Genomic DNA, 18,634 nt, shown 5'->3' on the forward strand with positions numbered 1-18,634 from the left:
TCAAAGTACGGGACGGCGATCCGCGGCCTCGGCGACTCCCCGGAGGATGGGCGGCTCAGACTCCGGCGACGGCGTCCTCCAATTCGGCGACGACGATCTTGCGCATGCCGAGCATGGCCTTCGTCGCGGCCTCCGCACGGGCCGGGTCGGCATCGTTCAGCAATTCGTAGAGCCGCTTCGGCACGATCTGCCAGCTCAGCCCGAAGCGGTCCTTGAGCCAGCCGCACTGCGACTCCTCGCCGCCGTCGACCAGGCTGTTCCAGTAGTGGTCGACCTCGTCCTGATCGGCGCAGAGCACCTCGAAGGACACCGCTTCGGAGAACTGGAACGCAGGGCCGCCGTTGATGCCGAGGAAGCGGGTGCCGTCCAGGACGAACGTGCCGTATGCCACCTCCCCGGGCGTGCCGGGCCCGGCGTCGGTGTAGCGGTACATCTGCTCGACGTGGGAGTTGGGAAACACCGATGTGTAGAACGCGGCGGCTTCCTCCACGTTGTCGTCGAACCAGAGCGACGGCGTGATGGCGGGCATGGCGAATCCTTTCTGCTGGAGACCTCGTACGAAGTGAGACTCGACCCAGCCGGGAACCTCATCGCCGCCGCGATAGCGTGAGGCTGTGAGCACCGCGAAGTCCGATCAGATCCAGCCGCAGACCGTCACCTTCCGCGGCGCGGAGGGACTGTCGCTGGTCGCCGACGAGTGGAACCGCGGCGCGGACTCGGCCGGTAGGCCTACCGTTCTGATGCTGCACGGCGGCGGCCAGAACCGCTTCTCATGGAAGAAGACCGGCCAGATACTGGCCGATCAGGGACTGCACGTGGTCGCGCTGGACAGCCGGGGCCACGGTGACAGCGACCGCTCCCCCGAGGCCAACTACACGGTCGAGGCGCTGTGCACCGACACCCTCGCCGTGATCGATCAGATCGGCAAGCCCGTCGCGCTGATCGGCGCGAGCATGGGCGGGTTGACCGGCATCACGGTCGCCCACCGGGCCGGGCCGGAGAAGGTCACGCAACTGGTGCTCGTCGACGTGGTGCCGCGCTATGAGAAGGACGGCAGCGCGCGCATCCGCGACTTCATGTTCAGCCATGTGCACGGGTTCGATTCGCTCGAGGAGGCCGCCGAGGCGGTCGCCGAATACCTGCCGCACCGCGCCAAGCCCCGCAGCCCGGAGGGCCTGAAGAAGAACCTCCGGCAGCGCGACGGCCGGTGGTACTGGCATTGGGATCCGGCGTTCCTCACCGCGCCGAACGACGACCCGTTCGTCCGGGAGGATCAACTCGAACAATCGGCGATCGAGTTGACCATCCCGATCCTGCTGATCCGTGGAAAGCTCTCCGACGTGGTGAGCGCCGAAGGGGTCAAGGACTTCCTCGCGAAGGTTCCTGCGGCGGAGTTCGTCGAACTGGCCGACGCCGGCCACACCGCGGCGGGCGACGACAACGACGCCTTCACCGAAGTCGTGGTGTCCTTCGTCAGCCGGTGAGCAACGACCGCCGCACCGTCGGCTTCAACTTCCTCGCCGAGCCGGAACTGCCCGCACCGCAGGTGACCGAGGCGCAGGCCGACGAACTGCTCGCCGCGCACTACGGCGTGAGCGGGCACGCCGAGTCACTCGGCAGCCAGCAGGACAAGAACTTCCTCGTGCGCGGCGACGACGGCGATGTCGTCGGCGTGCTGAAGATCGCCAATCCCGCGTTCACGGAAACCGAACTGGCCGCTCAGGATGAGGCGACTGCGCTCATCGCCGCAGCCGAACCGGCGCTGCGGATCGCGGTGCCCATACCCAACCGGACCGGTGACACCTGCACCGCGGTCGACGGGCTGCTGGACCGGACGGCTTATGTGCGGTTACTGCGGTTCCTGCCCGGCGGCACGCTGTTGGACGCCGGTTACCTGTCGCCTGCCGCGGTCAGCGGGCTCGGTGACATCGCCGGGCGGGTCAGCCGCGCGCTGGCGGGCTTCGAGCATCCGGGCCTGGACCGGATCCTGCAGTGGGATCTGCGCTACGGCGCGGACGTGGTGGCGGCGCTCGGCAGTCATGTCACGGACCCGGCCCGTCGCGCGCTGGTCGAGCAGGCCGCGCGGGAGGCCTGGAAGCGGATCGAAGTACTGGCGGATGAGTTGCCCAGTCAGGCAGTGCATCTGGACCTCACCGACGCCAACGTGGTGGTGTCGCGCGCGGCCGATGGCTCGGTGCGGCCGGACGGGGTGATCGACTTCGGCGACCTCACCACGAGTTGGGCGGTCTCGGAGCTGGCGATCACGGCGTCGTCGGTGCTCGGGCACCCCGGGGCCGAGCCGGCGTCGATACTGCCAGCGGTGCGCGCATTCCACGCGGTGCGACCGCTGAGTCCGGAAGAGGTCGACGCGCTGTGGCCGATGCTGGTGTTGCGGACCGCCGTGCTGATCGTGAGCGGCGCGCAGCAGGCGGCGATCGATCCGGACAACGACTACGTCACCGAGCACGCCGATGGCGAATGGCGGATGTTCGAACAGGCTGTGTCAGTGCCGCAGGAGGTGATGACGGCGCTGCTGCGGGCGGAGCTCGGGTTTGCTTCGCCGTCCGCGCAGCCTGCCGGGATGCTGGTCGCCGGGGTCGATCCGGAAGCCATTGCCGCGTTGGATCTTTCGGTGACGTCGGATGTGTACGACGACGCCTTCACACCGGGCGGATGGCTGCGGGAGGACGTCGAGGATGCGGCCGCACGCGCGGCCATCGGCGGCGGGGCGGCCCTGGTGGTCACGGCGTTCGGTGAACCGCGGCTGAGCCGTGCTCCGAGGCTGAGCCACCGCAGCGCCGACGTCGTCGCCACGGGGATCGGGATGTGGCCGGCGGAGACCGTTGGCCTGGTGGCGCCGTGGGATGGCGAGGTCGAGCACGTCGACGGTGCCGCGGTGCTTCGGGGCGGTGACTTCACGTTGACGCTGACGGGCGTGGCCGGTGCGCCGGCCGGGTCGGTCGCCGCGGGCGCGCCGCTGGGCGAGGCCGTCGCGGGACAGTGGTGTGAGGTCGCCGTGCAGCCGGCCGGAGCGCCGCGGGCGCCCGCGCTGGTGCGGCCGGAGCTGGCACGGGGCTGGCTGGCGCTGGCGCGGGATCCCCGGCCACTGCTCGGGCTGGCCGCGGTCGACGCCGATGCGCCCGACGACGATCTGATGGCCCGGCGCGACAGGAGTTTCGCGCCTGTGCAGGAGCACTACTACCGTCGGCCGCCGCAGATCGAGCGGGGCTGGCGGCACTACCTGATGTCGATGTCGGGGCGCTGCTACCTGGACATGGTCAACAACGTGACGGTCCTCGGCCATGCGCACCCGCGGGTGGCCGATGCCGCAGCGCGACAGCTGCGCAAGCTGAACACCAACTCGCGGTTCAACTATGAGGCGGTGGTCGAGTTCAGTGAGCGGCTCGCCGCGACGCTGCCCCATCCGTTGGACACGGTGTTCCTGGTGAATTCGGGTTCGGAGGCCAGCGATCTGGCGATGCGGCTGGCGCTGGCGGCGACGGGCCGACGCGATGTGATCGCGGTGCGCGAGGCCTATCACGGCTGGACGTACGCGACCGACGCGGTGTCGACCTCGACGGCGGACAACCCGAATGCCGTTGCCACCCGGCCGGACTGGGTACACACCGTCGAGTCGCCGAACAGCTTCCGTGGTACGTATCGCGGCGCCGACGTGGACCGGTACGCCGACGATGCCGTGGCGAAGATCGAGCAGCTCGTCGCCGAGGGCAGGCCTCCGGCGGCGTTCATCTGTGAGGCGGTGTACGGAAACGCCGGCGGGATGGCGCTGCCGGACCACTATCTCGAGCGGATCTACGCCGCACTGCGTGCGGCGGGCGGGCTGGCGATCGCCGACGAGGTGCAGGTGGGTTACGGCCGACTGGGCCACTGGTTCTGGGGTTTTCAGCAGCAGAATGTGGTGCCCGACATCGTGTCGATGGCGAAGTCGACGGGGAACGGCTCGCCGCTCGGCGCGGTGGTCACCAGCAGGGCCGTCGCCGAGGCTTTCAGGTCGCAGGGCTACTTCTTCTCCTCGACAGGCGGCAGCCCAGTGTCGTGCGCCATCGGCATCACCGTGCTCGACGTGCTGCGCGACGAGGCCCTGCAGCAGAACGCGTCGGACGTCGGCGCCCACCTGAAGGCCCGGCTGCAGGAGCTGCAGACCCGGCACTCCATCATCGGCACGGTGCACGGCATCGGGCTGTACCTCGGCGTCGAGATGATCCGCGATCCAGACACTTTGGCGCCGGCCACCGAGGAGACGGCCGCGATCTGCGAGCGCATGCTGGAACTCGGGGTGATCATCCAGCCGACGGGCGACCATTCGAACATCCTGAAGACGAAGCCGCCGTTGTGCATCGACGTCGAATCCGCCGACTTCTACGTGGACACGCTCGATCGCGTGCTCACCGAAGGGTGGTGACGGCGCCCGCTAGAAGGGCGGGGGTTCGTCGCCGGGTTGGGGTGGTGGCTGGGGGCCGAACAGCCTGTCGAGTGCTTGTCGGCGGGCCAGGCGGCGGGCTTCGCGGTGTTCGTGATTTTGTTGGCGTTCGGCGGCGATGCGGGCGGCTTTGTTCTGGGCTCGGGTGCGTTGCCGTGTGGGCATCATCGCGGTGCGTTCACCGCATGGGTCGTCGGGTCGCGGTGTGATGACTGCGGCCGCGGTGGGGGTGCACAGGTGCGGAAAGAGCAGCGCCGCTCCGGGTCGGGTGGTGTAGGTCTGGCCCGCCGGGCCCGTCCAGATGACCGTCCCGTCGCGGTGTTGTCGGTCGTGCCAACCCCAGAACGTTTTGATCAAATGGTGCAGGCGGCACAGGCATTTGAGGTTCGACGCCTGCGTCGGCCCGCCCTGGCTGTAAGGGACGGTGTGGTCGATGTCGGTGCTGAAGGCCGCCACGTCGCAGCCGGGGAATCGGCAGCCCATGTCGCGGCACCGCACGAACTCCGCCAGATTCCGCGACGGGGTGTAGCGCGGCTCAGGGGCGGCGTCACCGGGATGGATCAGTGGCCGGGTGGCGGCGTTCTCGGCCAGGCCGGTGAGCTGTTCAGGCGGCAGGATGCCGTCGTTGCGCACCAGGCTCGCCACCGAATCAACGACGTGGGTGTCGGCGTCGGGTTCAGTGTCAACGTCGACATCGGTATCCACGGCGTCGGCGTCGGCCGGGGTGTTGGCGTCGGTGTTGGGGCCGGTGATGGTGTGGATGACGAAGGGGGCGGCGATCGCGTTCTTGTTCGGGCAGTCGGGGTTGCCGCACTGGCATCCCAGGTGGTCGGCGCCCTTGGAGAGGGCTTCGATGGCATCGACGCGACGCTGCTTCTTGGTGCGCGGGTCGGCCGGGCAGACGGTGTCGGCGAGCGCGTCGAGGCGGTTGTCGAACACCCGGGCCCCGGCGGTGGGCATGGTGCCGCCGAAACTGCTCATCCCGTCGAGGCCGTCGATGACCCACACCTCACGCTCGTCGGCGGCTTTCTGTCGGCGCCGCACCGCATCCCGATCGTGGGTGGCAATCACACGGTCGACATATCCGCAGAGCTGGCCGTAGCTCAGCCTCATCAGCCGGGCCGCCGCACCGGCCAGGGTGGCGTCGACGTGAGTCAACACCGCGGGGTCGGTGATCAGGGTGGTGCGGTGCAGCAGGGTGTCGACGATGCCGAGGGTCAGCGCACCGGCGCGGAACATCGCCGCGACCAACGGTAGGCGTTCGCGCAGGCCGCGAGCGAGGCTGACCTGGTCCTTGGCCCGCTCGTAGGCGATGTTCAGTGCGGCGCCGATCTCGACGGCCACCGCCGATTCGGTGTCCACCGCCCACTGGTCGCTGAGCTCATCGCGCTCGGCGAACCGCACCGCATACAACTCCCCGATCGCGGTCAACCGCGCGGCGGCCTGCTGGTTCTCCCGGCGCGCCGCCGCCACCACGGCGCAGAGCAGTTCGCGTGCCTCGACCGACTCCGGACGCTCGACGGCCAGCACCTGGTCGAAGCTTGCCTGCGCCGGATCGAACATACATTCGATTATGGCAGAGGGGTACGACACGGATGCCCACGAGACCATGACCGGATTCCAGCGGATCGTGTCCGTCCAGGCGGCGTTCGCCAGACCCCGCGTCACATAACGTCGACGCCGATGTCCGCCGTCTTCCTCAGCCTCCACGTGGTACTGGCGATCCTCGCCATCGGCCCGATCGCCGTCGCGGCGAGCATCTTCCCGCGCTACGCGCGTGCCGCCGCAGGCCCGGACGCCGCAGCCGGGCCGGTGACCATTGCCCTGCACAGGATCTGCCGCACATACGCGATCGTCGGAGTGGCGGTGCCGCTCCTCGGTATCGGCACCGCGCTGTCGATGGATGTGCTGACGCAGGCGTGGGTGCTGGTGTCGATCGCGCTCACCGCAATCGCCGCCGCCGTCCTCGTCGCGAGCATCCTGCCCGATCAGCGGGCGGTCCTCGACGGTCCCGCGGTGCCGCGACTCGCCATGACCACCGGCATCTTCAACCTGCTGTGGGTGGCGGTGACCATCCTGATGATCGTGCGACCGGGGTCGTCGACCGGCGTCTGAAGACTTGCTTTCCAGGCGGACGCTCGCGTTTAGTCGACGCATGACGCGATCCGCGGACGAACTCGTCACCGACTTCTGTGGCCGGTGGACCTCACCCGATCCCCACGAGTTGGCCGACTTCTTCACCGAAGATGCTGTCTTTCACAACATCCCGTTGCGCGCGGTGCAGGGACGCTCGGCCATCGAGGAGTACATTCGCGACTTCCTCGGCAATTTCGAGTACCTCGAGTTCCGGGTGCACCGACAGGTCAGCATGGGCGACCTGGTGATGAACGAACGCACCGACGTCATGCGCCGCCCCGGCGGCACCGACATCGAACTGCCCGTGATGGGAGTGTTCGAGATCGCAGACGGCAGAATCGCGGCATGGCGCGACTACTTCGACATGGCCACGATCACCAACGCGTTCAGTTAGCCGGACAACGGTGAGCGGAGTGCAGATCGCGGCTTACGCGCTGGCCGTCGTCGCGGCGGCGGAGGCGGTGGCCATCGGGGTGCTGTCGGTGCTCCTGACGCGCAGCCGTCGGGAGGCCGAGGAGTTGCACCGCCGATACGACACCCGCAACATGCTGCTGAGCGGCGGCCGTGAAGCGGTCAAGACGATGTGGCAGACCGCCACCCTGGTTCGCGAGAAAGGGTTCGGCGGCGCCATCAGGACGTCGATCGAGGACCTCGCCGACTGGTTCGAGGTGGAGCGGCCCGATCTCGCCCGGCTCGCGCCCGACGGCCGGGTGGCGATCATGTTCTCCGACATCGAGGACTCCACCACTCTCAACAACCGGATCGGCGACCGCGCCTGGACCCGGTTGATCAGCGGCCACGCCCGCCTGGTCCAGCGGCACGTCAAGAACCACGGCGGCCACGTCGTCAAGAGCCAGGGCGACGGCTTCATGGTGGCGTTCGCCCAACCGAATCAGGCGGTGCTCTGCGCCGTCGAACTGCAACGCGCACTGGCCAAGCGGCCGAACGGCATTCGCGTGCGGATCGGCATCCACTCCGGCAAGTCGGTCCGACGCGGAGAGGACCTGTTCGGCCGCAACGTGGCCCTGGCCGCCCGGGTGGCCGCGCAGGCCGAAGGCGGCGAGATCCTGGTCAGCGATTCGGTGCGCGACGCCTGTGAGGGCGACGACTGCGACGGCGTCTCGTTCGACGAGGGCCGCGACGCCGAGCTCAAGGGGTTCAAGGGCTCGTACCGGCTCTACGCGGTCTCCGGCTAGGCGCGATCCGCCTCTTCGAGGCGCTTGTGCAGCCGGGCGCGGATGTCGTCGGCCGTGTACGCATTGCGCCGACGCTGATCGCGCGCCACCAGCGCACCGCCGGCCACCACGCCGGCGACACCGGCCAGCCCAACCCACTTCCAGATGCTCCGCATGATCGACAGTGTGCCTAAGCTGCGCTGGTGATTGCGAACACGGTGTCGCTGACGCAGGCGCTGAACGAGACCCGCACCGGTGACATCTGGCTGTTCCGCGGCGCTTCCGGGCCGGACCGGGCAATCCAGACCATGACGAATGCGCCGGTCAACCATGTCGGCATGACGGTGGCCTTCGACGACCTGCCACCACTGATCTGGCACGCGGAACTCGGCGACAAGCTGCTCGACCTGTGGACCGGCGACCATCACCGCGGCGTCCAGCTCAACGACGCCCGGGAGGCGGCCGAGCGATGGATGCAGAACTACGGGCAGCGGTGCTGGCTGCGTCAGCTCAGCCCGTACGCGACGCGCGAGCAGGAGGATCTGGCGCTCAAGGTGATCGCCCGCATGGACGGCACGCCGTTTCCGTCGACTGCCCGACTGACCGGCCGATGGTTTCGTGGCCGCGTTCCCACGGCGTATGACTGGGTGCGGGGAATCCCGTTCGTGGACCGCAAGGTTCGCACCGCCGCGCAGCGCAGGAAGGCAGAGAACCTCAACGTCGGGCTGCAGACCGCCTACTGCGCCGAGACGGTCGCCATCACCTATGAGCAGATGGGGTTGCTCACCACCGAGAAGCACTACAGCTGGTTCGACCCGGGCAAGTTCTGGAGCGGCGACGACCTGCCGCTCGCCGAGGGCTACCGGTTGAGCGACGAGATCCCGGTGACGCTGGATGGTTGAGGAAGCGTCTACTTGTCGGGATGGCTCGCAAACCAGTCGAGCAGCAGATCGGCGACGAGTTCGGGGTGCTGATCGGGCATCCAGTGGGACATTCCGTGATGTATCTCGAAGCGGTACTCGGCGGTGACGTAGCGGCCGCAGCGACGCGCGGCGCTCTCGCGAATGTACTTGTCGCCGTCGCTCCACACGTACATCGCGGGGACGTCGACCCTCCCGACGCGGCCCGCAAGAGGCGCGGCGCGGTACCAGTTCAGCGCGGCCGTGTACGCCCCCGGCGCGACCATCGCTCGCACATCACGCTCCGCATGCTCTGCGGACTGCCCGCCGGCGACCAGCGAGCGCACCAACCGCGCTCCATCGCGTCCACTACCGAGGTGCCACCACTCGAAGAACCGCGGCACCAGGTAGGCATAGGCGTACCAGGACGCGAATGCTTGCCGGCTGGTCATCATCGCGACCTGCAGCGCGGAGGGATGCGGTCCGGACAGCGCCGTCAGCGACGCAAGCCGCTCGGGATAGCGGGCGGCCACGCTCCACGCCACCAGAGCACCCCAGTCGTGACCCACGACGTGCACCCGTCTTTGACCGAAGTGCTCGATCAGCGCGCGGATGTCTTCGACGAGTTCCCTTGCCCGGTAATCGCGTATCCGCTTCGGTCGCGACGCCGGCGAGCGCCCACGTTGGTCCGGCGCGAGGCACCTGTAGCCCGACGCGGTCAGCCTCGGTATGACCGCGTCCCAGGACGATTTGGTCTGCGGATGCCCGTGCAGGAGCACGACCACAGCTCCGTCCGATGGGCCCTCGTCGAGGAGATCGAAGACGTACGCACCGCGCCGATAGTCAAGCACCGACTCAGCATCACTCCACCACAGCCGGACTCTCGGCACATTCGCCGAAATTCGGTACGGGACCGCACAACGAAGTGCGCCCACAACGGACCAGGTCCGTCATGGGCGCACTTCAATACCCGGCCAACCGCCGGGGGTGATGCGATTACTTCTTGAACGCGTCCTTGACCTTCTCGCCCGCGTCCTTGAGGCTCGCCTTCGACTGATCGCCGCGGCCCTCGTTCTCGGTCGACCGGTCACCCGTCGCCCGTCCCACGGCTTCCTTGGCCTTGCCGCCGAGGTCTTCGATCTTGTTCTTCGCTTTATCGGTGCCGCTCACGGTGCCCACTCCTTCGTTGGCAATGCGGCCCTGGAAAGCCCGGGGCCGAACCTCAGAAGTACCCACCACGGCCCTCCACCGAAACCCGCACACGCACGCGCGAGACGCAGCTAACATTCACGCCGGGTCCGGGATTCTGCGACGGGGTGGGAACGTTTCGGTGGTGCTTTTGACTACACAGGCACGGGTGCGCCCGTGGGAAGTGATGATCCGACGCGGTGCGACGGTGGTGGCTGCGGCTCTGACCTCGGTTTCCGCACTGTTGACGGGGCCGGCACCGGCCGCGTCCGCGCAGCCACCTCCGTGCACCGACGTCGAGGTGGTGTTCGCCCGCGGCACCAACGAGCCGTTCGGCGTCGGCGCGCCGGGGCAGTCCTTCGTCGACGCACTGCGGTGGCACCTCGGTATGCGGACCCTGGCGGTGTATCCGGTCAACTACGCGGCCTCCGGCGACTTCGCCAGCCCGGATTTCCAGCGGACCGTCGTGGACGGCGCCCGGGACGCGGCCGTGCACGTCCAGAACACCGCGGCGGCCTGCCCGGCCACCCGCATCGTGCTCGGCGGGTACTCCCAGGGCGCGGTCGTGGCGGACTTCGTGGCCTCCGGAACCGCGCCTCAGGGTCTGCCGCCCGAGGCGGTGCCCGCGCCGCTGCCGCCGGAGGTCGGTGAGCACATCGCCGCCGTGGTCTATTTCGGGAAGCCGACGGATCAGGTGCTGCGCAAGTACGGCGCCACCGCCGTTCCGCTCAGCGAGCCGCTTGCGGCGAAGTCACTGAACCTGTGCGTGCCGGGCGACCCGATCTGCAGTCCCGGCACTGACGGCCATCTGCACGGCCTGTACGTCGCGAACGGTCTGACCCATCAGGGCGCCGCCTTCGCCGCGGGCCGTCTGGCCCCACCGCCGGCACCCCTGCCGCCGCCGCCGATGTAGACGGCGGTCAGAGCCGGGCGAAGCAGGGATCGGCGTCCTCCTTCGGGATCGACGCGTTCTGGCTGGAGAAAGTGCCCACGACGCCGGTATCGGTGACCTCGACGCTGTCGGCGTGGATACCGAGCGGGTAGTTGTCGTTCAGCTTCTTGGTGAGGTCGTTCAACGCCGACTGCACGGTGTCCTTCGGCAGCGGTCCGTTGACGTCGAGAACCTGCAGGTCGAGGTTCCCGTCGGCCACGACAGGCTTGGCCGTGACGCTGTAGTCGCCGGCGTCCAGGATGATCGTGCCCGCCGCCGGGTCCGTCCGTACGCCGGTGACAAGGCTTCCGACGCCGGGCAGGTTGTCCGCCACGGTGTCCTTGATGCCGGCCGACTTCCACGTCAACGTCGCGTTCAGCGAGCCGATGGTGCCCTTGGCGTCGGCGGTCTCCTGGAGCCGGATGTCCTCGAGCGTGACGTCCGCGGTCATCCCGTCGGCGCTCTGCACGCGGTCGCCGGCGGTGACCACGGAGATGTTCGTGTAGTGGCCGGTGATGTGCTGCCACAGGAACGGCGGGTTCACGCCGAAGGAGATGGTGGCGCCGTCGTCGACCACGCATTCGGCGACCTCGACCAGGATGCTGTCGGCTCTGCTGCGGGCATACAGTTCGGCGCCCGCGAGGCCACCGATGATCGCCGCGACAGCGATCACCGCGATCAGGATGACGGACTGGCGGTTCCCCAACAGAGAGCGTCGCTTGCTCGGCTTGGGGGCGTCAGGTTGCGGCGGCGCTGCCGGCGGGAGCGGCGGGGCAGGCGGCGGCGTGCGGTAGATCTCCTGCGTCGGGGAGATGTCCGCCGGGGACGGCGGCCTCCGCAGCTTCTCGGTGCGCCCGGCGTCGGCTGGACGTCCCACATGGGGAGGTGGTGGGGCGTCGGGGCGTCGCGGCGGCGGGCGGAATCTCTCGGTCGGCAGTTCCGGACGGCCACGCGGGATGCGGTGCGTCGCCGGATCCTGCGGAGGCTGGCCGCGACCACGCCATCCGGGCTGCCCTGGACGCGGCGGCGGGGGCGTCGTCATCGTCGCGATTCTGCCTCATCAACCCGGGACAGGTTGTGGACGCGGCCGCTCCGCCGGCTACCTCGTGGTCGTCGGCGGCGGCGAGCTCAGCGACAGCCCGGCGTAGATCTCGTCGAGCATCGTCGGGAGCATCGCTTGCGCTGTGGTCCTGCCGTCCGGCGACAGCGTCAGATTCGTCCAGATGACGAGGGTGACATCGTTGTCCGGGTCGAAGCCCATGAACGAGTTGAAGCCCGGCAGTTCGCCCCCGTGGTAGTACATCGCGGCCTCGGGACCGAAACGCTGGTACGAGATCCCGTACCCGTACTTCTGACCATCGGGTGCGTCCGGATCCTCCGCCTGCAGCGAGTCCTGCCACCGGCGGTGGTGGTCGGCGTCGAAGATCCGGCCGCTGACGAGTGCGCGCATCCAGGTGGCGAGATCGTCGGCCGTCGAGACGGCACCCCCGGCCGCGGTGGCGTAGGACGAGTTCTGATGGGTGTAGTCGACCGGTTTCAGCGATCCGTCCCGCGCGGCGGCTTGGATGTCGGCGGGGTAGGGATCGTCGCCGAGTGCGTAGAAACTACCGCCGTACATGTAGCCGTGCGAGAACGGTGCGGGCATCGAGGTGTCGTCGGCGGCGGGCAGTGAGGTCTGCACCATGCCGGCCGGAACGAACAGCCTCTCCTTGAACTGTTGGGCCAGCGGCCGGCCGCCCGCCTTCTCGGCCACCAGGCCGAGCAGCGCGTAATTCGTGTTGCTGTACTCATATTCGGCGTCCGGGGCGAAGTTCGGCGGGTGACGGAAGGCGATGGCCAGCACCTCCCCCGGTGTCCACACCCGTCCCGGATCGGCATCCATCATGGCCGACAGGTCCGGGTCGCCGGTGTAGCCGTACAGCCCGGTGCGCATCTTCAGCAGCTGCGCGATGGTGATGTCATCACCACCCGGCACGTCGGCCACGAAGGACGACACGGGATCCTCGAGGCGGAGCTTGCCGTCCTGGGCGAGCAGCACAATCAACGCGGCGGTCATCGTCTTGGTGTTCGACGCGATCCGAAAGTGCGTTTCCGGGGTGGGTGGTGTCATGGCCCCAATCTGGGTGGTCCCGAAGGGCGCGACGAACCTTCCCTGCGGGGTCTGCAGCAGCACCATGGCGCCGGGCACGCGGAGTTCCTTCGCCGTGGCGTCGACCACCGCCCGGAACGCCTCGCCGTCAATCGTTTTCAGCGCCGTCGACGCGACAACGCTGGTGGCGGTCGCCGTCGTCGAGGGTGTCGTCGGCCCGTCGGTGAATGACGAGCACCCGGCCACTGCGAGCAGCAGCGTGCCGGCGAGGCAGCACAGGAGCGTCGTTCGGGTGCGAGTTCCGGTCATGATTGGCCACCGCCATCGGGATCGCTGGTAGCCGGACCCTACGCCGGTAGTGACGTCGCGTTCGGCGATCGGCCTCATCGGCGACACGCGGGAGGTCACCGCACCGGCGGAGGCCGCGACCGGCGTTAGCCTCAGCCCATGCCGCCCCGAAGCCGGACCCGCTCGGCGAGATACGCGCGCCGACGCAGCCGGCGGATGGCCGAGCAGGAACACGATCTGACAGCAGCCCAGTGGGCCGCGCTCAAGCTGGCGTGGGGCGGGTGCGCCTACTGCGGCGCCAATGGCACACCGCTGCAGAAGGACTGCATGCTGCCGATCTCGCGGGGCGGCCGTTACGCGTTGGCGAATGTGGTGCCCAGCTGCCGCTCGTGCAACGCCAGCAAGTGCAACTTCGAAGTCACCGGCTGGATGCGCCGCAAGAAGCTCGACGAAGGCGCGTTCCTGGTCCGGCAGGCCCAGATCGCCCGCGAGCTGATCGACGTCGGCGCCGATGACACCGTCGTTGCGCCTTCCCCTGAGTAGTCGGCGTGAGCGTCCGCGGCATGTGCCGCATATGCGCCCGTCAACAACTGTTGACGGCTGCACAGCGCAGTCGTCCGACGAACCGTCGATCGTCACCCAGTTTGCTCTTGATGACTGCCGGGTACTGAGCTGCCAGCGCAGCGACGTTTCGAGTCGTTCCATCACGTTGCGATTCGTTGCCAGGAGGAGATCGAATGACTGCATTTCTACGGCGGGGACGGGCCGCATCGTCGGTAGCCGTCGTCGCCGGCCTGATCGGCGCGTTGTGCTGCTGGGCCATGCCCACCGCTGCGGCGTTCGCGATTCAGAACCACGAGAGCATCACGCGTGCCGCGCTCCCACCGGATCAGGTCAATCAACTCGGCATCGCGCAGATCCTCAACGGGCCGCCGCCCGGCGGGGGCGCCATGGGCAGTGACGCCTTCGCGCTCGACGACTGGCGACACATCGACAACGCGAGAAGCCCCGCGGAGGTCTGCGCCAAGGCGCAGCGGGCGTGGAACACCTTCTCACCGGTCCTCCTCAGCGGGTCACTCCCTGCCGGCCCGGGTGCAACGGTGTTGGTGAATGGACCCGCCGCGCGCGCCGCGTTCGGCGGCTTACTGCACGCCCAGCAGGATTTCTACGCCCACTCGAACTGGGTCGAGGAGAACATTGCGGCGGGGCAGCCGAACCGGCTGGCTCCCCCGCTGTTCCCGTCCTGCAATCCGGGCGCCTTTCCGGCCGGTCTCCACACCGGTTACTTCAATCTGTTGTTCTTCAATCAGTTTCCGTTCGACGGCTGTCCCCCCGGGGGGCCACCGCCCGGCTTCCAGGAGTGCCACTCGGCGCTGAACAAGGACGGCCCAGACACGGCGCGCGGGAAACAACCGGTTCCCGGGACCGGTATGAACATGTACTCCTTGGCGAAGAGTCTGGCCACCACGGCGAGCACCGACCTGTACAGGCAGGTGCGCACCCTGGTCGTCAGCACCGTTACCGCGAAATACCCTGGCGTGAACGGTGAATGCGTCGTGACGAAGCTCTTCCGTCCCGACCTGTTCGGGCCCTGCGCCCCGTTCTCGATTCCGCTGCCACCCGCACCTGCACCGCCGCGCTGACTCGCGGGCCTTTCTCAACTGTCGCCGAAGGCGTCCATGTCGATTTACCGTGAGTCATGGCTCATGGAACCGCATCAGTCGTCATTGCCCATCCCGCGCAGGTGGTCTGGGACTACATCGTCGATCCGGACTACACCTCGAACGTGTTGCCGGGGATCGTCGCCGTTCGCGCCGAAAAGCGACCACCGTACGTTCCCGGCGATGTCTGGCACGGCACTGCCCGGATGTTCGGCATCACCTACGAGTGGACCGGCGTCTTCACCCGTTTCGAGCCGCCCAGGGTGATGGAATTCCGGTCGACGAAGTCCAGGTTTCCGTTCGTCACCGTCGACACCTTGGAAGAGGTCCCCGGGGGTACGCGCTACACCTGCCAGGCCACGGGTGAACCGGCGTTCGGCGGACCCGTCGGTCGACTTCTCGACGCCGCCATGTCCATGGCCTATCAGCGTGTGCTGGCACGACATCTCGCCCGACTGCCGGCGCATGTCGATGGCTGGGCGGTCAACAGGCGCTGACGGTCGCCGGCCGAACTTGCCGCTATGACCCGCGCATCACCTGCTCGCGGATCGCCTGCAGGTCGATCACCGACCACACCTCGGCGATCCGGCGGTCGTCATCGAACCTGTAGAAGACGTGCTCGGGGAACGAAACCTGCCCGCCCGTCGGCTCGAAGCCCAGAAACGTTCGCCGCGGAGTGCATTCGAAGAACAGCCTGCACGCCACAACGTCATCGGCCGCGATGAGGACCTCCGGCTGGTACTGCAAATCTGGGATCGCGTCGACATCGCCTTCCAGGATCGCTCTGTAGTCGTGCAGGGTGATCCGTCGTCCGTTGTAGGTCAGCTGATCGGCGACGAACTCTCCGAGTCTTGGCCATTGTCGATCGTTCAGGCACTGCAGGTAGGCACGGTAGACGGCCAAGAGATCGCTTTCGCTCATCGGGCCGATCTCTCGGTCGATCCGACGTCGAAGCAGAACCTCCCCATCTCGGTCAGCCCCCTCCGCCACCGCCGCAGCCGCCCCCGCCACCGCAGCCACCTCCACCGCCACAGCTGGGCCCGCCGCCACCGCCATCCCCGCCGAAGTTCCCACCGCCTCCGGCTCCACCGGCCGACCATCGGCGGCGTGAACGCCGAGACATGAAGTGGGTGTTGGCGACAAGCAGCCAGTTCCTGGGCGGCCACAGCCGCCACCACCATCTGGACGACGAACCCACCGATTCTTCGGACATCGGACCCCCAACCAACTGATGGCGCAAGCCTATGCCGTCAGCTCGACATCCACAGCGCCCGCGCGTTCACGATCGACCCATCTGGTCCAAGGCGACCCGCAGAGAAGTGCTGGGGATCTTGACCAGCCCGCCGTACGGCTGATCCATCTCGAGCATCATGAAGATCGGGCCGGCAAGTGCCACAGCGGCGACCACCAATGCCGCGATCACGCTTGCATTCCGCGGTGCGAACAGCCCGAAACTGGCGAAGATCACCGCCAGCCAAGCCACGACAACGACGAAAAAGGCCCATGGGAATCGGCTTCCGATCTGCTCGACGGTGGTCCACCGCGACAGGGCGATCGTGTTGGTGCTCTCCAATGCGTTGGACCGCAGCCACTGCTGTCGCTCCGTCCGCGGCGACAGATCGAAGACGTCCCTCTGAACCAAGAGGATGCCGGCCCCACTGCTGAGCGCCGTGAGCGACACCGCACCGCCTTCCTCCGGCCAGATCTGATGTATTCGTTGTGCGAGCAGATCCTTGGCCAGCGCTCGGATCGGCGCGGTCTCCGGCCCGTACTCTGCCAAGGTCTGATCAAGCATGAGGAATTGGACTCCGGCACTTCGCAGTTCACTCTCCTTCTCGGCGAGCGAACCGATGGAGGAGCCGGTGAGAAGGCCGAGCACCACAGCCGACAGCGTCCCCAGCATGGCCATTATGGTCCTGATGGCGTCGCGCGACTCGGTGCTCAAATGCGGATCGGGAAGGACCTTTCCGAGAAACATCCCCAACATTGCGCCGCCGAAGATGATCGCGAAGACGACGACGCCGATCAGAACGTCTTTCATCAGCCCCTCGCTTTCCACCGCGAAAACGCGTCGAAAAGCGCCTGCGGTCGGCCGCGTTCAACGTACTGCCTGGCGTTCGGCTTATGACGATGATCGTCGAACTTGAGCTCGTATACGAGCAAAGATGCAGTTCAGGCCCAAGGTTGAAGCGGAAATCAGGGCTCGAGATCGGCAGCGCCCAAGTGGGAATCGGGTCTACGCTCGCTACGTGCCCAACAGCCACGATCTGGGCGGCAAGACCGAGCACTTCGGCTCGATCGCCCACACGCCGAGCGAGCCCGTGTTCCACGCGGTCTGGGAGCGCCGAATTTTCGGCATCAACTACTTCCTGCAAACGTTGCTCGGCCCTGACCTCGACACATTTCGTGGGTACTTGGCACTCCTGCCGCCGGAGGAGTACTTCGGCCCGTATTACCGCCGATGGGTCCCTGCCATCGAGCAGATGTTTGCCAAGCACCTCTCGGGTGAACGCTCGGTTCCGAAGCTCAAGGTGGTGGGCACGGCCCTGTTCCTGCGGCGGGTGGCGTTGCGTCCAACCTTGCCCCGCCTCATGAACGCTCGGGTTGCACCGAAGATCATTGGGACGCACAAGAAGTCGAAGCGCCCCGCACGCTTTGCGATCGGTGATGCGGTGCGGGTCCGCCCGGCGCCCGCGGAGGGGCACAGTCAGCAGCCCGATTACGTCAGCGGCCGGCTCGGGCGAGTGACAGACCACCGCGGCGCCGCGATGCTCCCGGACCGACGTTTCGCCACCGGCTCAACTGCCGCTGAGCACCTCTATACCGTCATGTTCGATGGAGCCGAACTGTGGGGCGACGAGGCCGAGCCCAATATTGAGGTGCGCATCGAGTTGTTCGAGCCTTATTTGGAGCCGGCATGAGTGAGCCTGACCCCATCGCTGTCCGCGTTGAAGCGTTGGAGTCGTTGCTCCTGGAGCGCGGGCTGATCGACCCGGCCGCCGTCGATGCGGTCATCGAGCACTATGAGAAGGATGTCGGGCCACTCAACGGCGCCAAGGTGATTGCGCGAGCTTGGACCGATGACGCTTTCCGGAAACGGCTCATGGTCGACGGCACCAAGGCCATCGCCGAACTCGGGTTCGGCGGGGTAGAAGGCGCGGACATGCGGATTGTCGAGAACACCAGCGATGTGCACAACGTGGTGGTCTGCACCCTCTGCTCCTGCTACCCGTGGCCTGTCCTCGGCCTGCCGCCGACGTGGTACAAATCGCCGGAGTATCGGTCGCGCATGGTCGTCGAGCCACGCAAGGTACTTGCCGAAATGGGGCTGGTCGTCTCCGACGACGTCCGTATCCGCGTCTGGGACAGTTCGGCCGAAGCGCGCTACCTCGTGCTGCCCCGGCGACCGTCGGGCACCGAAGGGTGGTCGGCGGAACAACTGGTTCCACTGATCACACGTGACTCGATGATCGGTGTCGCGCTGGCTTCCGAGGCAGCCGATGGCGGACGCTGAGGTGCTTCTCGACGCCGAAGGCCCGGCAGCACCGCCGCGAGCCAACGGGGAGTTGGCATTCGACGCACCGTGGGAGCGTCGCCTGTTCGGCGTGACGATGGCGCTCAGCCAACGCGTCTTCAGTTATGCGGACTTCCGGGAACGGCTCATAGTCCGGGTGGGCGAGGCGCCGACCCGGCCCTACTGGCGCAGTTGGGCGGCGGCGCTCGAGGACGCTCTCGCGGACACCTGCGCGCTCGATCCGGGTGTCGTCGAAGCGCGACATCGGGAGTTTCTGGCGCGCCCGCACGGCCACGATCACTGACCGTTCGA

The 18,634-nt window shown here is 67.6% G+C and carries 22 protein-coding genes; 13 read left to right on the forward strand and 9 right to left on the reverse strand.

The genetic code is table 11. The features are described from left to right. Window positions 1-55 precede the first annotated feature (55 nt). Window positions 56-529 (reverse strand): VOC family protein, encoded by a 474-nt coding sequence (locus AB0K11_RS07980; RefSeq protein ID WP_364974437.1) that lies wholly within the window; start codon window positions 527-529, stop codon window positions 56-58. A gap of 85 nt (window positions 530-614) precedes the next feature. Between AB0K11_RS07980 and AB0K11_RS07985 the strand changes: the two genes are divergently transcribed. Then, the gene (locus AB0K11_RS07985) at window positions 615-1,484 is read left to right on the forward strand and encodes an alpha/beta hydrolase (RefSeq protein ID WP_364974440.1); all 870 of its coding nucleotides are present in this window, start codon (window positions 615-617) and stop codon (window positions 1,482-1,484) included. Further along, the gene (locus AB0K11_RS07990) at window positions 1,481-4,423 is read left to right on the forward strand and encodes an aminotransferase (protein WP_364974442.1); all 2,943 of its coding nucleotides are present in this window, start codon (window positions 1,481-1,483) and stop codon (window positions 4,421-4,423) included. The genes AB0K11_RS07985 and AB0K11_RS07990 overlap by 4 nt, the downstream gene beginning before the upstream one ends. 9 nt (window positions 4,424-4,432) lie before the next feature. On the opposite strand, the gene AB0K11_RS07995 is transcribed toward AB0K11_RS07990, so the two are convergent. Continuing rightward, entirely contained in the window at window positions 4,433-6,004 is a 1,572-nt protein-coding gene (locus AB0K11_RS07995; RefSeq protein ID WP_364974445.1) for a DUF222 domain-containing protein, read from the reverse strand. A 120-nt stretch (window positions 6,005-6,124) separates the two neighbouring features. On the opposite strand from AB0K11_RS07995, the gene AB0K11_RS08000 reads away from it, so the two are divergent. From AB0K11_RS08000 to AB0K11_RS08010, 3 genes are read left to right on the forward strand one after another with little or no spacing between them, the layout of a single operon-like run. After that, a complete protein-coding gene (locus tag AB0K11_RS08000; RefSeq protein ID WP_364974448.1) occupies window positions 6,125-6,556 on the forward strand; it encodes a hypothetical protein in 432 nt (143 codons plus the stop codon). 40 nt (window positions 6,557-6,596) lie between these two features. After that, window positions 6,597-6,971 carry a limonene-1,2-epoxide hydrolase family protein gene (locus AB0K11_RS08005; RefSeq protein WP_364974450.1) on the forward strand — a complete coding sequence of 125 codons (375 nt, stop codon included), beginning with the start codon at window positions 6,597-6,599 and terminating at the stop codon, window positions 6,969-6,971. 10 nt (window positions 6,972-6,981) lie between these two features. Continuing rightward, window positions 6,982-7,773, forward strand: a complete 792-nt coding sequence (locus AB0K11_RS08010) for an adenylate/guanylate cyclase domain-containing protein (RefSeq protein ID WP_364974453.1) — start codon at window positions 6,982-6,984, stop codon at window positions 7,771-7,773. Here the strand turns inward: AB0K11_RS08010 and AB0K11_RS08015 are convergent. Further along, entirely contained in the window at window positions 7,770-7,928 is a 159-nt protein-coding gene (locus tag AB0K11_RS08015; protein ID WP_269892401.1) for a hypothetical protein, read from the reverse strand. The genes AB0K11_RS08010 and AB0K11_RS08015 overlap by 4 nt on opposite strands. 42 nt (window positions 7,929-7,970) lie before the next feature. On the opposite strand from AB0K11_RS08015, the gene AB0K11_RS08020 reads away from it, so the two are divergent. Next, window positions 7,971-8,654, forward strand: a complete 684-nt coding sequence (locus tag AB0K11_RS08020) for a guanylate cyclase (RefSeq protein ID WP_364976681.1) — start codon at window positions 7,971-7,973, stop codon at window positions 8,652-8,654. 8 nt (window positions 8,655-8,662) lie between these two features. Here the strand turns inward: AB0K11_RS08020 and AB0K11_RS08025 are convergent, their stop codons facing one another. Together AB0K11_RS08025 and AB0K11_RS08030 are read right to left on the reverse strand one after the other, a co-directional pair. Continuing rightward, window positions 8,663-9,502: an alpha/beta fold hydrolase gene (locus tag AB0K11_RS08025; protein WP_364974456.1), complete on the reverse strand. Its 840-nt coding sequence runs from the start codon at window positions 9,500-9,502 to the stop codon at window positions 8,663-8,665. A gap of 145 nt (window positions 9,503-9,647) precedes the next feature. Continuing rightward, a complete protein-coding gene (locus AB0K11_RS08030) occupies window positions 9,648-9,821 on the reverse strand; it encodes a CsbD family protein (protein WP_364974458.1) in 174 nt (57 codons plus the stop codon). A 187-nt stretch (window positions 9,822-10,008) separates the two neighbouring features. Here AB0K11_RS08030 and AB0K11_RS08035 point away from each other — a divergent pair, with 187 nt between their 5' ends. Then, a complete protein-coding gene (locus AB0K11_RS08035) occupies window positions 10,009-10,752 on the forward strand; it encodes a cutinase family protein (protein ID WP_364974461.1) in 744 nt (247 codons plus the stop codon). A gap of 7 nt (window positions 10,753-10,759) precedes the next feature. Here the strand turns inward: AB0K11_RS08035 and AB0K11_RS08040 are convergent, their stop codons facing one another. Next, window positions 10,760-11,812 (reverse strand): DUF2993 domain-containing protein, encoded by a 1,053-nt coding sequence (locus AB0K11_RS08040; RefSeq protein WP_364974463.1) that lies wholly within the window; start codon window positions 11,810-11,812, stop codon window positions 10,760-10,762. 57 nt (window positions 11,813-11,869) lie between these two features. Beyond that, window positions 11,870-13,168, reverse strand: a complete 1,299-nt coding sequence (locus AB0K11_RS08045; protein ID WP_364974466.1) for a serine hydrolase domain-containing protein — start codon at window positions 13,166-13,168, stop codon at window positions 11,870-11,872. A gap of 138 nt (window positions 13,169-13,306) precedes the next feature. Between AB0K11_RS08045 and AB0K11_RS08050 the strand changes: the two genes are divergently transcribed. The 3 genes from AB0K11_RS08050 (at window position 13,307) to AB0K11_RS08060 (ending at window position 15,305) form a co-directional block, all read left to right on the forward strand. Next, a complete protein-coding gene (locus AB0K11_RS08050; RefSeq protein ID WP_364974469.1) occupies window positions 13,307-13,690 on the forward strand; it encodes an HNH endonuclease signature motif containing protein in 384 nt (127 codons plus the stop codon). A 278-nt stretch (window positions 13,691-13,968) separates the two neighbouring features. After that, the gene (locus AB0K11_RS08055) at window positions 13,969-14,790 is read left to right on the forward strand and encodes a hypothetical protein (RefSeq protein ID WP_364974472.1); all 822 of its coding nucleotides are present in this window, start codon (window positions 13,969-13,971) and stop codon (window positions 14,788-14,790) included. A gap of 56 nt (window positions 14,791-14,846) precedes the next feature. After that, on the forward strand, window positions 14,847-15,305 hold the full coding sequence (locus tag AB0K11_RS08060; protein ID WP_364974475.1) for an SRPBCC family protein: 459 nt from the start codon (window positions 14,847-14,849) through the stop codon (window positions 15,303-15,305). Window positions 15,306-15,327: 22 nt separating this feature from the next. Here AB0K11_RS08060 and AB0K11_RS08065 read toward each other — a convergent pair whose 3' ends face one another. Both AB0K11_RS08065 and AB0K11_RS08070 read right to left on the reverse strand, forming a co-directional pair. Beyond that, window positions 15,328-15,897, reverse strand: a complete 570-nt coding sequence (locus AB0K11_RS08065; RefSeq protein ID WP_364974478.1) for an ester cyclase — start codon at window positions 15,895-15,897, stop codon at window positions 15,328-15,330. 190 nt (window positions 15,898-16,087) lie between these two features. Then, window positions 16,088-16,849 carry a hypothetical protein gene (locus tag AB0K11_RS08070; RefSeq protein ID WP_364974480.1) on the reverse strand — a complete coding sequence of 254 codons (762 nt, stop codon included), beginning with the start codon at window positions 16,847-16,849 and terminating at the stop codon, window positions 16,088-16,090. Window positions 16,850-17,057: 208 nt separating this feature from the next. Here AB0K11_RS08070 and AB0K11_RS08075 point away from each other — a divergent pair, with 208 nt between their 5' ends. From AB0K11_RS08075 to AB0K11_RS08085, 3 genes are read left to right on the forward strand one after another with little or no spacing between them, the layout of a single operon-like run. After that, window positions 17,058-17,729, forward strand: coding sequence for an SH3-like domain-containing protein (locus AB0K11_RS08075; RefSeq protein ID WP_364974483.1), 672 nt, complete (start codon window positions 17,058-17,060; stop codon window positions 17,727-17,729). Beyond that, complete coding sequence (nthA, locus tag AB0K11_RS08080; RefSeq protein WP_364974485.1) at window positions 17,726-18,322, forward strand: nitrile hydratase subunit alpha; 597 nt, start codon at window positions 17,726-17,728, stop codon at window positions 18,320-18,322. The genes AB0K11_RS08075 and nthA overlap by 4 nt, the downstream gene beginning before the upstream one ends. Further along, the gene (locus AB0K11_RS08085; RefSeq protein WP_364974488.1) at window positions 18,309-18,626 is read left to right on the forward strand and encodes a hypothetical protein; all 318 of its coding nucleotides are present in this window, start codon (window positions 18,309-18,311) and stop codon (window positions 18,624-18,626) included. The genes nthA and AB0K11_RS08085 overlap by 14 nt, the downstream gene beginning before the upstream one ends. Window positions 18,627-18,634 lie beyond the last annotated feature (8 nt).

Source organism: Mycobacterium sp. NPDC050551 (genome assembly GCF_040674075.1).
In the GTDB taxonomy this organism is placed as follows: Bacteria; Actinomycetota; Actinomycetes; order Mycobacteriales; family Mycobacteriaceae; genus Mycobacterium.

Excerpts from the sequence above, each read along its gene's own strand:
- AB0K11_RS08000 (WP_364974448.1), top strand. The coding sequence starts at position 6,125 with ATGTCCGCCGTCTTCCTCAGCCTCCACGTGGTACTGGCGATCCTCGCC.
- AB0K11_RS08005 (WP_364974450.1), top strand. The coding sequence starts at position 6,597 with ATGACGCGATCCGCGGACGAACTCGTCACCGACTTCTGTGGCCGGTGG.
- AB0K11_RS08055 (WP_364974472.1), top strand. The coding sequence starts at position 13,969 with ATGCCCACCGCTGCGGCGTTCGCGATTCAGAACCACGAGAGCATCACG.
- AB0K11_RS08070 (WP_364974480.1), bottom strand. The coding sequence starts at position 16,849 with ATGAAAGACGTTCTGATCGGCGTCGTCGTCTTCGCGATCATCTTCGGC.
- AB0K11_RS08050 (WP_364974469.1), top strand. The coding sequence starts at position 13,307 with ATGCCGCCCCGAAGCCGGACCCGCTCGGCGAGATACGCGCGCCGACGC.
- AB0K11_RS07980 (WP_364974437.1), bottom strand. The coding sequence starts at position 529 with ATGCCCGCCATCACGCCGTCGCTCTGGTTCGACGACAACGTGGAGGAA.
- AB0K11_RS08040 (WP_364974463.1), bottom strand. The coding sequence starts at position 11,812 with ATGACGACGCCCCCGCCGCCGCGTCCAGGGCAGCCCGGATGGCGTGGT.
- AB0K11_RS08015 (WP_269892401.1), bottom strand. The coding sequence starts at position 7,928 with ATGCGGAGCATCTGGAAGTGGGTTGGGCTGGCCGGTGTCGCCGGCGTG.
- AB0K11_RS07995 (WP_364974445.1), bottom strand. The coding sequence starts at position 6,004 with ATGTTCGATCCGGCGCAGGCAAGCTTCGACCAGGTGCTGGCCGTCGAG.
- AB0K11_RS08085 (WP_364974488.1), top strand. The coding sequence starts at position 18,309 with ATGGCGGACGCTGAGGTGCTTCTCGACGCCGAAGGCCCGGCAGCACCG.
- AB0K11_RS08045 (WP_364974466.1), bottom strand. The coding sequence starts at position 13,168 with ATGACCGGAACTCGCACCCGAACGACGCTCCTGTGCTGCCTCGCCGGC.
- AB0K11_RS08060 (WP_364974475.1), top strand. The coding sequence starts at position 14,847 with ATGGCTCATGGAACCGCATCAGTCGTCATTGCCCATCCCGCGCAGGTG.
- nthA (WP_364974485.1), top strand. The coding sequence starts at position 17,726 with ATGAGTGAGCCTGACCCCATCGCTGTCCGCGTTGAAGCGTTGGAGTCG.